The 12,722-nt window shown below is 57.1% G+C and carries 14 protein-coding genes; 5 read left to right on the top strand and 9 right to left on the bottom strand.

Translation table 11 applies throughout. The features are described from left to right. The first annotated feature begins 7 nt into the window (after positions 1-7). A complete protein-coding gene (locus tag LN244_RS11460) occupies positions 8-700 on the top strand; it encodes an ABC transporter permease (RefSeq protein ID WP_239039923.1) in 693 nt (230 codons plus the stop codon). Beyond that, a complete protein-coding gene (locus LN244_RS11455) occupies positions 697-1,431 on the top strand; it encodes an ABC transporter permease (RefSeq protein ID WP_239039922.1) in 735 nt (244 codons plus the stop codon). The genes LN244_RS11460 and LN244_RS11455 overlap by 4 nt, the downstream gene beginning before the upstream one ends. Before the next feature lie 109 nt (positions 1,432-1,540). Here the strand turns inward: LN244_RS11455 and LN244_RS11450 are convergent, their stop codons facing one another. Further along, positions 1,541-2,188, bottom strand: coding sequence for a cation transporter (locus LN244_RS11450; RefSeq protein ID WP_239039921.1), 648 nt, complete (start codon positions 2,186-2,188; stop codon positions 1,541-1,543). 87 nt (positions 2,189-2,275) lie between these two features. Further along, entirely contained in the window at positions 2,276-2,737 is a 462-nt protein-coding gene (locus LN244_RS11445; protein WP_239039920.1) for a Cd(II)/Pb(II)-responsive transcriptional regulator, read from the bottom strand. A gap of 195 nt (positions 2,738-2,932) precedes the next feature. On the opposite strand from LN244_RS11445, the gene LN244_RS11440 reads away from it, so the two are divergent. Further along, positions 2,933-3,970, top strand: coding sequence for a sodium:calcium antiporter (locus tag LN244_RS11440; protein WP_239039919.1), 1,038 nt, complete (start codon positions 2,933-2,935; stop codon positions 3,968-3,970). Here the strand turns inward: LN244_RS11440 and LN244_RS11435 are convergent. The 3 genes from LN244_RS11435 to LN244_RS11425 form a co-directional block, all read right to left on the bottom strand. Continuing rightward, complete coding sequence (locus LN244_RS11435) at positions 3,967-5,331, bottom strand: D-serine ammonia-lyase (RefSeq protein ID WP_239039918.1); 1,365 nt, start codon at positions 5,329-5,331, stop codon at positions 3,967-3,969. The two genes, LN244_RS11440 and LN244_RS11435, sit on opposite strands and share 4 nt — an antisense overlap. A 235-nt stretch (positions 5,332-5,566) precedes the next feature. Beyond that, complete coding sequence (locus LN244_RS11430) at positions 5,567-6,580, bottom strand: LLM class flavin-dependent oxidoreductase (RefSeq protein ID WP_239039917.1); 1,014 nt, start codon at positions 6,578-6,580, stop codon at positions 5,567-5,569. A gap of 27 nt (positions 6,581-6,607) precedes the next feature. Continuing rightward, positions 6,608-7,195, bottom strand: coding sequence for an antibiotic biosynthesis monooxygenase (locus LN244_RS11425; protein ID WP_239039916.1), 588 nt, complete (start codon positions 7,193-7,195; stop codon positions 6,608-6,610). Positions 7,196-7,357: 162 nt separating this feature from the next. On the opposite strand from LN244_RS11425, the gene LN244_RS11420 reads away from it, so the two are divergent. Both LN244_RS11420 and LN244_RS11415 read left to right on the top strand, forming a co-directional pair. Then, complete coding sequence (locus LN244_RS11420) at positions 7,358-8,248, top strand: LysR family transcriptional regulator (RefSeq protein ID WP_239039915.1); 891 nt, start codon at positions 7,358-7,360, stop codon at positions 8,246-8,248. A gap of 81 nt (positions 8,249-8,329) precedes the next feature. Then, positions 8,330-9,292 (top strand): AraC family transcriptional regulator, encoded by a 963-nt coding sequence (locus LN244_RS11415; protein WP_239039914.1) that lies wholly within the window; start codon positions 8,330-8,332, stop codon positions 9,290-9,292. Positions 9,293-9,332: 40 nt separating this feature from the next. On the opposite strand, the gene LN244_RS11410 is transcribed toward LN244_RS11415, so the two are convergent. From LN244_RS11410 to LN244_RS11395, 4 genes are all read right to left on the bottom strand, one after another. Further along, positions 9,333-10,160, bottom strand: a complete 828-nt coding sequence (locus tag LN244_RS11410) for an IclR family transcriptional regulator (RefSeq protein WP_239039913.1) — start codon at positions 10,158-10,160, stop codon at positions 9,333-9,335. A 99-nt stretch (positions 10,161-10,259) separates the two neighbouring features. Further along, positions 10,260-10,970 carry an ABC transporter ATP-binding protein gene (locus LN244_RS11405; protein ID WP_239039912.1) on the bottom strand — a complete coding sequence of 237 codons (711 nt, stop codon included), beginning with the start codon at positions 10,968-10,970 and terminating at the stop codon, positions 10,260-10,262. A gap of 2 nt (positions 10,971-10,972) precedes the next feature. Beyond that, complete coding sequence (locus LN244_RS11400) at positions 10,973-11,752, bottom strand: ABC transporter ATP-binding protein (RefSeq protein WP_239039911.1); 780 nt, start codon at positions 11,750-11,752, stop codon at positions 10,973-10,975. After that, positions 11,749-12,711, bottom strand: a complete 963-nt coding sequence (locus LN244_RS11395; protein WP_239039910.1) for a branched-chain amino acid ABC transporter permease — start codon at positions 12,709-12,711, stop codon at positions 11,749-11,751. The genes LN244_RS11400 and LN244_RS11395 overlap by 4 nt, the downstream gene beginning before the upstream one ends. Between the last annotated feature and the right edge of the window lie 11 nt (positions 12,712-12,722).

Genomic DNA, 12,722 nt, shown 5'->3' with positions numbered 1-12,722 from the left:
CTGATCAATGGATCTACTCGGCTTTGGTGATCTGCTGCTGTCCGGCACCTGGGTGACGGTCAAGCTGGCACTGACCAGTCTCGTCTTTGGCCTGATTCTGGGACTGCTCGGCGCGACAGCTAAGCTGTCCCGTTTCTGGCCTGCGCGTGCGCTGGCGACTCTCTATACCACTCTGATTCGCGGTATCCCTGAGCTGCTGCTGGTGCTGACCATCTACTTCGGTGGTTCGATGATTCTGATGGCGATCGCCGAGCAGTTCGGTTACACCGACTATATCGAAATCAGCGCCTTTGCAGCGGGTGTCGCGGCATTGTCGATCGCGTTTGGTGCCTATTCCACCGAGGTGTTCCGGGGCGCGATTCAGGCGATCCCCAAAGGGCAGTGGGAGTCGGCTCAGGCATTGGGCATGACGCCGCTGAAAACCTTTTTCCGCATTATCCTGCCGCAGGTCTGGCGGCTGGCGCTGCCGGGGTTGGGCAATCTGTTTCAAGTGCTGCTCAAGGACACCGCGCTGGTATCCGTCGTGGGTCTCAACGACCTGATGCGTCAGGCCTATGTGGCGACCGGCTCTACCAACCAGCCTTTCACCTTTTACATGGCGGCGGCACTGATCTATCTGGGGCTGACCGTACTGTCTACGGGCATGACCGCATGGCTTGAGCGTCGAGCCAATCCGGCCGATAGGAGGGCAGCCGCATGAGCTGGGACTGGAGTGTCATCGTTGAGTACTTTCCACGTCTGGTGGATGGCATCTGGGTAACGCTGGAGCTGGTGTTCCTGTCCGGTCTGTTGGGTTTGCTGCTGGCGGTTCCGCTAGCGCTGATGCGTGCGTCGCATAACCCCTGGCTGCGTGCGTTGCCGTTCGGTTATATCTTCTTCTTCCGCGGTACACCGCTGCTGGTGCAGATATTCCTGATCTACTACGGCGCGTCCCAGTTCGAAGCGGTGCGTGAGTCCGTGCTTTGGCCTGTTCTGCGTGAGCCCTACTGGTGCGCCATCATTGCCTTTACGCTGAACACGGCGGCATATTCTGCCGAGCTGATTCGTGGCGCTATCCATGCGATTCCCAAAGGTGAGCTGGAAGCGGCCGATGCCTTTGGCATGAGCAAGGCGATGAAGGTTCGTCGTATCGTGCTGCCGCGCGCTTTCGGTATCGTGCTGCCGGCCTATGGCAATGAGCTGATCCTGATGCTCAAGAGCAGCTCGCTGGCCTCGACCATTACTCTGCTCGATATCACCGGCGCTGCCCGCACCATCATTGCCCGGACCTATACGCCGCTGGAAATTTTCCTCGCAGCGGGCGTGCTCTACCTGATCATCACAGCGGTGATGATCGGCTGTTTCCGTCTGCTGGAGATGCGCCTCAACCGCCACCAGCACTACAAGATGCCCGCCGAACTGACGGCGGTCGATCCCCGTTTGAAGGACTGATCCTGACACCGGCACATCCGCATCAGGATGTGCCGGTTTTCTTTCAAGCGTCTCCTTGCGCTCTTCTTATTGCTGCCTGACTCCTGTGCCGCTGGCTACAGCCCGGATATCATGCCGAAGGCTTGCTGGTTGTTGCGGGGGCTACCGATCTGGCTGTCACAATATCCGCACGTGCATGACGGACCACACTGATACCGGCGGTTATCGCCAGCGCGCCCATCATTCCCGCGACGATCAGATCAGGCCAGGCTGAGCCGGTGCCGAATACACCCGCTGCCGCGATTATGACGGCGATATTGCCGATCGCATCGTTGCGGCTGCACAGCCAGACCGGGCGCATGTCAGCATCGCCGGATCTGAATCGAAACAGAGCGAGTGCAACGCTGACATTAGCCACCAGTGCCAGCAGGCCGACACTGCCCATGGTGATAGCTTCAGGCGTGGTGCCCGTCTGCAGGGTCCAGAGGCCTCGTGCCCAAACGGCGGCTCCGAACAAGGCCATGGTCAGTCCCTTGAACAGGGCAGCGTAACCCCGCCAGATCATGCCCATGGACAGCAAAGTCAGCGAGAGGATGTAGTTGACACTGTCGCCGAAGAAGTCGATCGCATCGGCGAGCAGTGAGACCGAGCCGGATTGCAGGCTGGCAACGCCTTCGATCAGAAACATCGCAAGGTTCACCCAAAGGGCAAGCCAGAGCGCCTTGCGAAAGCCTGGGGCGGGTGTTTTGGAAACGGGAACTGAACAGCTGCATGCCATGATGAGGTCTCCTTTTATTGAAGCGGGTTGAATCGCTTCATTGAAAACCCTGTGGCTGCTACAGAGTCAACCTCTGTCGACGATGACTTAATGCTTGTCCTGATTGGCCCCATGAATGCCGGGCACATGGCTGCCAGCTTCAATATCCTGTAGCTCCAGGTCTGTGTGCAGCCCAGCCAGAATGCCGCACTCCCTGATGGCTTTGCCTGATGCGCAGGCAGTCTGAAGCTGTACCAGCGTCTGTTCGAGCTGGGCCAGCTCCTGCAGGCGCTCGCGGACATGTTGCAGGTGATGAGCGACCAGTGCATCTACCTCACTGCAATCGGCTTCCTGTGTTTCACTCAGGTGAATCAGCTGGCGTATCTCGTCCTGGGACATGTCCAGGCTGCGGCAGCGCCGAATGAAGCGCAGCCGTTCAAGGTGAGAGTTGTTATAGCTGCGGTAGCCGTTGCTGTTACGCAGCGGGGCGTGCAAAAGCCCCATTTTTTCGTAATAGCGGATGGTATCGACAGGTATGCCGGTCTGCTTGGCGATTTTTCCGATCTTCATGAGGGCACGGGGTTTTGATTGGGTTGGGGGGAGTGTCAGAGGCCAACCTTAGGCTATTGTTGATGAATAACATAGGTCTGCTGGTACGAAGTGAACAGACTCGTTATCAGTATGGCTCGACAGATGGTGTCGCCTGGAGCCTGTGGCTTGGGTTCCTGGTCGCTGTCTGCATGCAGAATATTGTGAGGTACCAGCATGAATGGGCCGGATAATTGGCCACTGGCGCTTATCATCCTCGCCTTCGCTGCGGTCGCCGCCATCATTGGCGTGGCGGGTATCAAAATGACCAAAACCGCCCGAGACCTCGCCCAGGCTACAGGGCTGGGGCAAGCGCTTATGGGGGCCGTCTTCATCGGTGCATCAACCTCCTTGTCCGGAATAACAACATCTGTCACGGCGGCGGCAGAAGGTTATGCGCAGCTGGCTGTGAGTAATGGCTTGGGTGGGATCGCTGCGCAAACCGTATTTCTTGCTCTTGCGGATATCGTTTACCGCAGAGCGAACCTGGAACATGCGGCGGCATCCGCTGAGAACCTGTTCATGTCGGCCTTCCTGCTGACCTTGTTGGCTATCCATGCACTTGCACTCTCCTTGCCGAGTGCCAGTCTTTTCTCGGTCCATCCAGCTTCATTCATTCTGGTTGCTGCTTATGTTTTTGGCGTTCACTTGTTGGCAAGAACGCATGATATGCCGATGTGGCTGCCGAGAAAGACCCGAGATACACCGGCAGAACCCGTGGGCCGTCGCTCTCGAGGCCGTCTGCAGATTGGGCGGTTATGGCTGCATTTTGTTGGTTATGCGATGGTCGTGGCATTGGCCGGCTGGTCACTTGCGGAGTTGGCGGTCCCTCTCGGAGCCAAAACAGGGCTGTCTCATGGGGTTGTCGGGGGGATTTTTACGGCCGTTTCGACATCCATACCCGAACTGGTGGTTGCCATCACGGCCGTTCGAATGGGGGCGCTGAACCTGGCGGTTGGCGACATTATCGGGGGCAATGCCTTCGACACCCTGTTCGTAGCCGCCTCGGACTTTGCCTATCGAGACGGCCCCATCTATGCCGCCATCTCAAGTGCGGAGCAGTTCTGGCTTGCCAACGCCATGCTGATGACCGGAGTGTTGCTGATGGGGCTGATCTATCGGCAACGGCATGGGCCGGGGAACATCGGCCTGGAGAGCGTGATCCTGCTCGTGCTGTATTTCGGTGGAGTGGCCGTGCTGTCCTTATGGCACTAGGCCTTCAGGGCTGACAGCAGTGCCTTCCCGGTTGCATAGTAATCTGAACGCTCCTGCTCGGGCACCATATTGCCACCGGTCGCCCAGGCGATATGGGTCGCCTGATCCAGTTTGTCTGCCAGACCTTTTTGTACCAGATACGGCTGGCCTACTTCAGAAAGCAACTTGACCATGCCGGGTAAGCCAGCCAGCGCCGAGGGTTCAAGTGCTATATCTTCGCTGTCCTTCAACAATGCCAGCAGGCGATACAGGCTATCGTCTTCGAGTGTGTAGATGCCGTCCAGAAGGGGCGTCATCAACCGGCCGACGAAAGCCGAAGGGCGTCCCACGGCCAGGCCATCGGCGCAGGTTTTGTTGTCGATGCCCAGTTCCTGCACGCTGACCTGATCATGCAGTCCCGTGTACATCCCCACCAGCATGCAGGGGGAGTGAGTCGGCTCGGCAAAGAAACAGTGCACGTCATCACCGAAAATCTGTTTCAGGCCAAAGGCCACGCCGCCGGGACCGCCACCGACGCCGCAGGGCAGGTAGACGAACAGCGGGTGTTCTGCATCGACGATGACGCCCTGTTGGTTCAGTTGCTGTTGCAGGCGCTGGGCCGCCACGCTGTAGCCGAGAAAGAGATCCTGAGAGTTTTCGTCATCGATGAAATGGCAGCGGGGTGTCTGCTGCGCCTCCAATCGGCCCTGTTCCACGGCCTTGCTGTAGTCATCCGGGTGTTCGACGACGATAACTCCCTTGCTTTTGAGCAGGTCCTTCTTCCACTGGCGGGCGTCTGCAGACATGTGCACGCAGACCTTGAAGCCCAGCTGGGCACCCATGATGCCGATGCTGAGCCCCAGGTTGCCGGTGGAACCGACCACGATACTGTGTTCGGCAAAGAAATCCCGACAGGCCGGGGTGGCGAGCACCCGGTAATCATCGTCAAGTGACAGCAGGCCGGCGTCCAAGGCGAGAGTTTCGGCATGTTTGAGCACTTCATAGATCCCGCCGCGCGCCTTGATTGAGCCGGAGATGGGCAGGTGACTGTCACACTTGAGCATCAGCGAGCCCGGCAGTGACAGGCCATACAGGGCTTCCAGCGCCTGCTGAACAGTGGGTATTTTCACCAATGGTGATTCGATCAGGCCGCCGTTTTCAGCTGTGTCCGGGAATGCCTGGACGATATAGGGGGCGAAGCGCTGTAAGCGGTCGGCTGCGTCCCGGATATCGGCCGTGCCCAACGGCAGGGTCTCAACGATCTCGGCAAACTGGCGCAGTTTGGGGTTGAACCAGCACAGCTCCTGATGGGCGATGATCGGATTCAGAAGCGGGTGTGATTGCAGCCACTGTGTCAGGGGCTTTTGTTGAAAAACATGCATGCTGATGATCAACCATTGGCTTGAATGAGAAACGGGGCAAAGCTGCAGGGTGGCGCAGTTCAATGTTGCTCGCTGCGCAAGTGTGATTTAAACGGATAGCGGCACCCTGAACAAATGAAAAGTCCGCAAGGCCTGCCTGATCAGTAAACAACAGGCGCCGGTGTCATTGGGTGCAGAAGAGGGTGCCCGGACCCTGGGGGAGAGTTCTGGCCCGGGCTGAAGTGGGCGCTTGCCGTTATCGGATCAAGACCTCGGCCAGGCGCTCGTAGCTGCGCAGGCGGTGGGCATAATCATGGGTCACGGTGACGATACCGACCTCATCGGATTGATAACGGTCGGCTACTTGAGCGATCTGCTCGGCGCACTCGCCAGCGCTGCCAAGAATCATCGAATCCAGAACCGCATCAAAGAATGCCTGGTCAGAGGGGCTCAACTGTTCCTTGAGTCGCAAGGCTTCATCGGGCGACTTGACCACCTCGCGGATGCCCTGTCGAAACGCTTTTACTTTCCAGTAGACCGCCGGTGCCGCCAGGTATGCCGCTTCCTCACGGCTGTCAGCGCAAAGTGCGGCCACGGCAATGCTAGCCTCAGGGGCTCCCTCGTGTCCGGCATTCTGCCATGCCTGCTTGTACTCGGTGATGACACTGGGGGGCGCAGGGTCCGGGCTGATGAACAGGGCAAGACACATCTTCATGCCGACCTGGCCGGCAAGACCGGCACTGCCACCACTTGAACCGAGCATCCAGGTTTGCGGAATGGCAGGTTTGCCCGGCATCACCTGCAGGCTCTTGTAGGCGTGGTTCTCAGGCAGGCTGCCGTGGAGAAAGTGCTGCAGCAGCCAGGCCTGCTCGGCGTAGTCTTCCAGTCCCGGTTGCGCGGGGTATGCCAGCGCATGTGACGCCAGCGCATCGCCACCCGGTGCGCGACCAATGCCCAGATCAATACGCCCGGGGTAAAGTGTTTCCAACATGCTGAACTGTTCTGCAACCTTGTAGGGGCTGTAATGAGTCAGCATGACGCCGCCGCTGCCGACACGAATTCGCTCGGTCTGGCTGGCGATATGGCCGATCAGAATCTCAGGGCAGGGGCCGGCAAAATTGACGCTGTTGTGGTGTTCGGCCACCCAGTAACGGTGGTAGCCCAGACGGTCACAGGCACGTGCCAGATCGACAGTAATGGCAACCGGTGATGTATCACTGGGCAGGCCCTGCACGGGGGATTGGTCGACGACGGTCAGTTTCAAACTCATGGGACTTCCTGAAGTTTAGGGCCGGGTTCAGCGCTCATTCTGTTCGTGTTTGGGGAACAGCCAAAAAGCGAACCAGCGGGTAAATCTTGGCATCAGCAGGTAGGACATGGCGACCATCACCACTGCGGTCACGATCAATGTGCGCAGCAGCAGCGGTATCTGTGCCAGCAGGTCACCGAACAGGAAAAAGATCAGCGTAACCGTAGGGTAAAGCGCCAGCCAGCTGACGAAAGTCATTCTGGCCTTGGGTGGTGGCTTGACCGGGTTGTGGCCGGGCAGGGTAAACCAGTTGACGATCCCTGACATCGTTTCAACTTTGCTGGGTGTGACTAGCAGCGGCTCGATCTGCTCCAGAATTTCTGCTCGCTCAGTGGAGGCTTGCCAGGCTGCAAGTGACGGCTCGTCGGCAAATTTGAAGATGATGCGATATTCGGGGTCGTTGGGGCTCGCTGGACGAAAAAGGTCAGCCCCCAGATATCCCGGGTAGCGCGACGCACGATAGGTCATCTCGCTGCTTAACTGCTCGAACTGGTCCTCCTGACCCTTGATCACCCGACGTGAGATGACCACGGTGACGGCTGTTTCTGCCGACGGTATAGATTCTGTTTCTGGCATCATGAAGGCCCTGAGCGTTATGCAGCATGGACAGAAAAGAACGGTTTGATCTGTTCGCAGCTGCCGAAAATAGCTGTGTTATGGTTGACCAATATAGGCCGGTGAGGATATTTATCTACAGGATACGCGGGAAGGCGTGATTTCATTTTTGAGAATAACAATATGAACTATCAGGATCTGTACTATTTCATCAAGGTGGTCGAGAAGGGGAGTCTGGTGTCCGCGGCTCGTTATCTCGACATTCCGACCTCAACCCTGTCACGTCGCCTGCAGGCCTTCGAGCAGCAGCTCGGATACAAGCTGGTGCATCGCAGCTCGAAAAAATTCGGTCTGACCGAGTCCGGTCAGCGTTTTTACAGCAGCCTGTCACCGGTCATGACGGAACTGGAGATGCGCTCGGAGGACGTCAACTCGGAGCTGTCGTCACTCTCCGGTGATATCAAGATCACTGCACCCTTGACCCTTGGGCACCATTTCGTCAAACCCTGGGTGTTCGAGTTCATGGAAATCAATCCACGTGTCAGCGTCGAAATGTTTCTCAGCAACGAGAACGTTGACCTGGTGAAAAACAGCATTGATATCGCCTTTCGCCTGGGCAAGGTAACCCTGAATGACTGGATCTCGCGCCCCCTGATGCAAACGGAGATGGTGGTGGTGGCGACCCCCGATCTGCTCAACCGTTATCCTCGTCCCAAACGGCCAGAGGAGCTTTCAGAGCTGCCACTGGTGGTGCTCAAGCGATCGGCTTTCTGGCGTTTTCATGATCAGGAGGGGCATGCCATCACCTTCACGCCTCACGCTCATCTGCGCACGGACGAGATTCGTTTTGCGGTGGATGCAGTGAAACGCGGGCTTGGTGCCTGCTGCATGCCGCGCTATGTGGTAGCCAAAGAGCTGGCACGGGGTGAGCTGATTCAACTGTTGCCCGAGTGGTCAATGGAAGGCCGCACCATGCACATGCTTTATCCGCACCGGGAGAACCTGCCGGTTAAAACCCGAGCATTGATCGAATTCGTGATGGACAAGGTGGCCCAGGCAGAGGGCAGTATCTGATCAGAAAACAGGCGTTGCATCCGGTTTCTGTTTACCTATAATGAATCCGTTAACAATAATTACAAAAAAACGGTGCCGCCAATGTTCACCAACGTGCTCAGTAATGCCGTGATCTTTGATCAGGCCCACCCGCTTGAGGTTTCCGCTTATGTGAACCGCCACGTCGGGCAACACCGGCTCGAGTTCAATGACCTGACCCGCAGCCGCCGTCCGGTATCACGCCTTCGCTATCGCGATTTTGCCGGTATTGGCCTGTCATCCATCAGCTATGGCGATGATGTTCAGGTCCGCTGCCCTGATCTTCAAGGCATCTATCATTTTCAGGTGGTGACGCAAGGGGAATGCCGCTGGCACTTCCCTGATCAGCGTGTGCGGCTGCAGCGCGGCCAGGCTCTGATGATGAACCCGGGGGAGAAAATCGACCTGACCTATTCGGCAGACTGTGAAAAGGTCATCGTCAAGGTGCCCGAAGAGCTGGTGCGCGAGACTTGTCTGGAACAAACGGGGCTGATACCCAGAGCGGGTGTTCGATTTGAGCGTAAAGTCATCGAGCTGGAGCAGTCACTGGGTTTCATGCGCCTGCTGGATGCACTCCTGCTCGAAGCCAACGAGACTGAACTGGACCTCAGTCATCTTCAGCTGCCATACCGTGATATCCTGATTCGAAAGCTGCTGCAGCAGTTCGACAGTAATGCCCGGTCCGGTCTGGACTTGCAGATTCATGATCGCAGTTTTTCTGTACTGTTGGCCTATATCGAAGCCCACATCCGTGACGATTTGAGTGTTGAGGAACTGGCGCAGGTCGGTAACGTCAGCGTGCGTACTGTGTATAACCTCTTTGCCAAGTACTTCAACGTGACCCCCAAGCTGTTTATCAAGCAGTCAAAACTGAAGAGTTTGCGGGAAGAACTGAAGCATAACGCGGCTATTCGCAATGTCACCGAAATTGCACTGGACTACGGTTTTACCCACCTGGGGCGTTTTTCTTCCGAGTACCGCAAGATGTTCGGTGAACTGCCGTCGGAAACCCTGCGACAGCGCTGAGGGGCTCCACTCTCGCAGGTAATGGAAGCCCGGTGTCTGTTCAGCTGGCGCCGGGCTCGTTTCGCTGACTGCGCCCGCAGATCTCCCCGGTAACTTGTGCCGCACAGGCTTTCACCATCTCGCTGTAGCGACTCCCGGGCCGCACGTCGGTATCCCCGTTGAGGCCCATCAGGCTGATCACTGACGAAATATTGCCGTTGATGTCGTGGATGGCACTGCCGACCACATTGATATCGGGCAGGAAGTCCCCGTAGAACGAACAGAGGTTCTCGTCCTTTACCTTTTGCAGATGCTCGATAAATGCGTCCCTGTCCAGAGATTTGCCGGCATAGCGGGGCAGAGCAGGTGGGTTGGCATAAAAACTGTCCAGAATCTGGTCGCGCCGGGCTTCAGGCAGGTGGGCCAGAAAGATGCGTCCTGAAACCGAGTAAAAGGGTGATAGCTCCATGCCCAGACGGACGTTGACCGCTACCGGCTGGCTGGCATCCAGCCATTTGATCACCAACGGAGCGTGACCGTTCCAGACCGTAACGGACACGGTCTTGTCGCTGCTGCGGTTGAGCTCATCAATGGCGGTAAAGGCTGACTGGATTGGATCAATCCGGCTCAGGGCTGCAACGCCCAGAGTCAGGCTGGACTTGCCGAGGATGTAGCCACTGCCGTTCTCCTGGGCGATATAGCCGGTGCGAACCAGGCTTACCATGTACTTATGCAGGCGGCTTGGAGAGAGCTCCAGCGTTTCCGAGAGAGACTTCAGTGTCAGTGGGCGTGAGGATTCGGCCAACGTATCGAGAATACGCAGGCCGATCTCCAGTGAGCCGATTCCCTGGCGTTGTATCTCTGGCGTTTTTTCTGTCTCGTCAGACATCGAGTGGCATCCATTAAAACTGAATCAGTAGGGGATTCTACCAATGAACAGGTGAAACCCCCAGTAGCCTAGTATGATGGCTGGCGAAATCAGGAAGGATCACACACCGAGATAGGATTCGACCTCTTCCAGACTTTGCATCAGCTGGCTGGAGCCGGCACTGAAGACGACCTGGCCTTTGACCAGCACGATATGCTGGTCGCACAGTTCCTTCAGAACCTGAATATTCTTGTCCACGATCAGGGTCGAAATTCCGCTGTCCTTGATGGTACGGATCACATCCCAGATCTCCTTGCGGATCAGCGGAGCCAAGCCTTCGGTGGCCTCGTCCAGAATCAGCAGCTCAGGATTGGTAACCAGTGCACGTCCGATCGCCAGCATCTGCTGCTCACCACCGGAAAGCTGGGTGCCCAGATTGTTCAGGCGCTCCTGCAGACGAGGGAACGTTTCCAGCACCCGGTCACAGGTCCAGTTCTGTTCGCCTCTGCGGTTGGCACGTGCCGCCATTTCCAGATGTTCTTTCACCGTCAGGTTATGGAACATGCCCCGGCCTTCGGGGACATAGGCGATATCCTTGCGCATGCGCTGCCAGGTCGGCAGATCGGTGATCTCCTCGCCATTGAACATTACGTGCCCGCTGCGAGGCGTGACCAGCCCGAGAATCGACCTGAGCGTAGTGGTTTTGCCCATGCCGTTGCGGCCCATCAGGCTGACCGCCTGACCGGGCTCAATATCAAAGCTGACCCCGTGCAGGATATGGCTTTCGTCGTAGTAGGTATGCAGGCCTTTTACTTCAAGCAGTTTCGTCATTGTCAGAATACCTCGTCGCCTTGTCCCAGATAGGCCTCTTTTACCCGTGTATCCTCACGGACCTGATCGACGGTACCGGTGGTCAGGTGCTGGCCGTCAACCATTACGGTGAGCTGGTCGGACAGCTCGAATACCGCATCCATGTCGTGCTCAACCAGCACGATGCAGTATTCCCGCCTGAGCTTCTTCAGCAGCTCTATGATCAACTGGGATTCCTCATGGCCCATGCCGGCCATCGGTTCGTCCAGCAGCAGCACCTCGGGTGCCGTTGCCAACACCATGGCGATCTCCAGTTGTCGCTGCTCGCCATAGCTGATCTGTGAAGCGATCACATCCCGACGATGACGCAGGCCGACCTTTTCCAGTGCTTCAGTCGCGATCTCATCCAATACTTTCTGGGTGTAACGTGAACGCAGGAAATTGAAATTGCCCCCCATGCGTCGTTGCACGGCCACGCAGCAGTTTTCCAGACAGGTTGCCCCAGAGTAGATGTTGGTTTTTTGGAAGCTGCGTCCGATTCCCCGGCGGGCAAACGCCCAGGGTCTGATTGATTCGATCGCTTCACCCTTGTGAAGAATGCTGCCGCGGGTCGGCTGATAGTGGCCGCAGAGCATATTCAGCAGGGTGCTTTTGCCGGCACCGTTCGGACCTACAATGCCGTGCAGTTGCTTGTCATAGAACTGCAGCGAAACATCGTCCAGTGCCTTAAGTCCGCCCCAGTACTTGCACAGGCCCTGAGTTTCCAGCATGACCTCGAGATCCAGTGAGACTTGGGTGTTCATGAGCGTTTCTCCAGCAGTTTTTCCATGTATCCAGCGATCCCGTTCTTGAACACCATCACCATGGCGATGATCAGGGCGCCCATGAACAGCATCCAGTGTTCGGTCAGGTGCTCGAGAGTGTAGTGGAGGCCCTCATAGACGAAGGTGCCCAGGATGGCGCCATAGATGGACCCCATGCCGCCGAGGATCGACATCACCAGCGCCGAACCGGACGTGGTCCAGGCCAGCATCGACGGGTTGACGAAACCGTACTGCAGTGTGAACAGGTAACCGGCATAGGCACCCAGTGCAGACGCGATCACGTAGCTCATCAGGCGGAACAGAAAAATGTTGTACCCCAGTGCCGTGGTGCGGCCCGGGTTTTCATGGATCGCATCGACGACACGCCCGAAACGGGAACGGATCAGCAGGCGGAAGAACACCAGGGTGTTGAACAGTGACAGCAGGCACAGGTAGTAGAAGTGAACGGGGTCATCCAGGTTGAAAAAGCTCAGCCCGAAAATGCTGGTTTCCGGCTTCACGTAGATGAACAGACCGTCGTTGCCACCGAACTCGATGGAGTCAGAGAAGAAATAGAACGCCATCTGCGCGAAGGCCAGGGTGATCATGATCATGTAGATGCCGCTGGTGCGGAGTACCAGAAAGCCGATTACCAGAGCGACGGCTGAAGCGATCATGCAGATATAAAAGGTGTAAACCCAGAAATTGACCGCCTCATACTCGGGCGCAATCATCCAGAACAGATACCCGCCGAGGCCATAGAACATGGCGTGACCGAGGGTAATCAGGCCACAGCGGCCCACCAGGTAATCCAGCGACATGACGAAAAGGGCAAAGATCATCACGCTGGTCATCTTGCTGATATAGAAAGCGTTCTCAGCGAGAAACAGTGGCATCAGCAGTGCCAGGGGGAAAAACACCCAGATGAAAATACGTTCGGTTCGTTTGTTGAAAAGCATGGCACGGACTC

Origin of the sequence: Marinobacterium sediminicola (assembly GCF_022343685.1) — a bacterium.
Classification (GTDB): Bacteria; Pseudomonadota; Gammaproteobacteria; order Pseudomonadales; family Balneatricaceae; genus Marinobacterium; species Marinobacterium sediminicola.
Note: the sequence above shows the minus strand (reverse complement) of the source record. Positions and strands in the feature narration are given on the sequence as shown.

Bases quoted from the DNA above. Each gene is read 5' to 3' on its own strand.
- LN244_RS11460 (WP_239039923.1), top strand. From the start codon at position 8: ATGGATCTACTCGGCTTTGGTGATCTGCTGCTGTCCGGCACCTGGGTG.
- LN244_RS11455 (WP_239039922.1), top strand. From the start codon at position 697: ATGAGCTGGGACTGGAGTGTCATCGTTGAGTACTTTCCACGTCTGGTG.
- LN244_RS11450 (WP_239039921.1), bottom strand. From the start codon at position 2,188: ATGGCATGCAGCTGTTCAGTTCCCGTTTCCAAAACACCCGCCCCAGGC.
- LN244_RS11445 (WP_239039920.1), bottom strand. From the start codon at position 2,737: ATGAAGATCGGAAAAATCGCCAAGCAGACCGGCATACCTGTCGATACC.
- LN244_RS11440 (WP_239039919.1), top strand. From the start codon at position 2,933: ATGAATGGGCCGGATAATTGGCCACTGGCGCTTATCATCCTCGCCTTC.
- LN244_RS11435 (WP_239039918.1), bottom strand. From the start codon at position 5,331: ATGCATGTTTTTCAACAAAAGCCCCTGACACAGTGGCTGCAATCACAC.
- LN244_RS11430 (WP_239039917.1), bottom strand. From the start codon at position 6,580: ATGAGTTTGAAACTGACCGTCGTCGACCAATCCCCCGTGCAGGGCCTG.
- LN244_RS11425 (WP_239039916.1), bottom strand. From the start codon at position 7,195: ATGCCAGAAACAGAATCTATACCGTCGGCAGAAACAGCCGTCACCGTG.
- LN244_RS11420 (WP_239039915.1), top strand. From the start codon at position 7,358: ATGAACTATCAGGATCTGTACTATTTCATCAAGGTGGTCGAGAAGGGG.
- LN244_RS11415 (WP_239039914.1), top strand. From the start codon at position 8,330: ATGTTCACCAACGTGCTCAGTAATGCCGTGATCTTTGATCAGGCCCAC.
- LN244_RS11410 (WP_239039913.1), bottom strand. From the start codon at position 10,160: ATGTCTGACGAGACAGAAAAAACGCCAGAGATACAACGCCAGGGAATC.
- LN244_RS11405 (WP_239039912.1), bottom strand. From the start codon at position 10,970: ATGACGAAACTGCTTGAAGTAAAAGGCCTGCATACCTACTACGACGAA.
- LN244_RS11400 (WP_239039911.1), bottom strand. From the start codon at position 11,752: ATGAACACCCAAGTCTCACTGGATCTCGAGGTCATGCTGGAAACTCAG.
- LN244_RS11395 (WP_239039910.1), bottom strand. From the start codon at position 12,711: ATGCTTTTCAACAAACGAACCGAACGTATTTTCATCTGGGTGTTTTTC.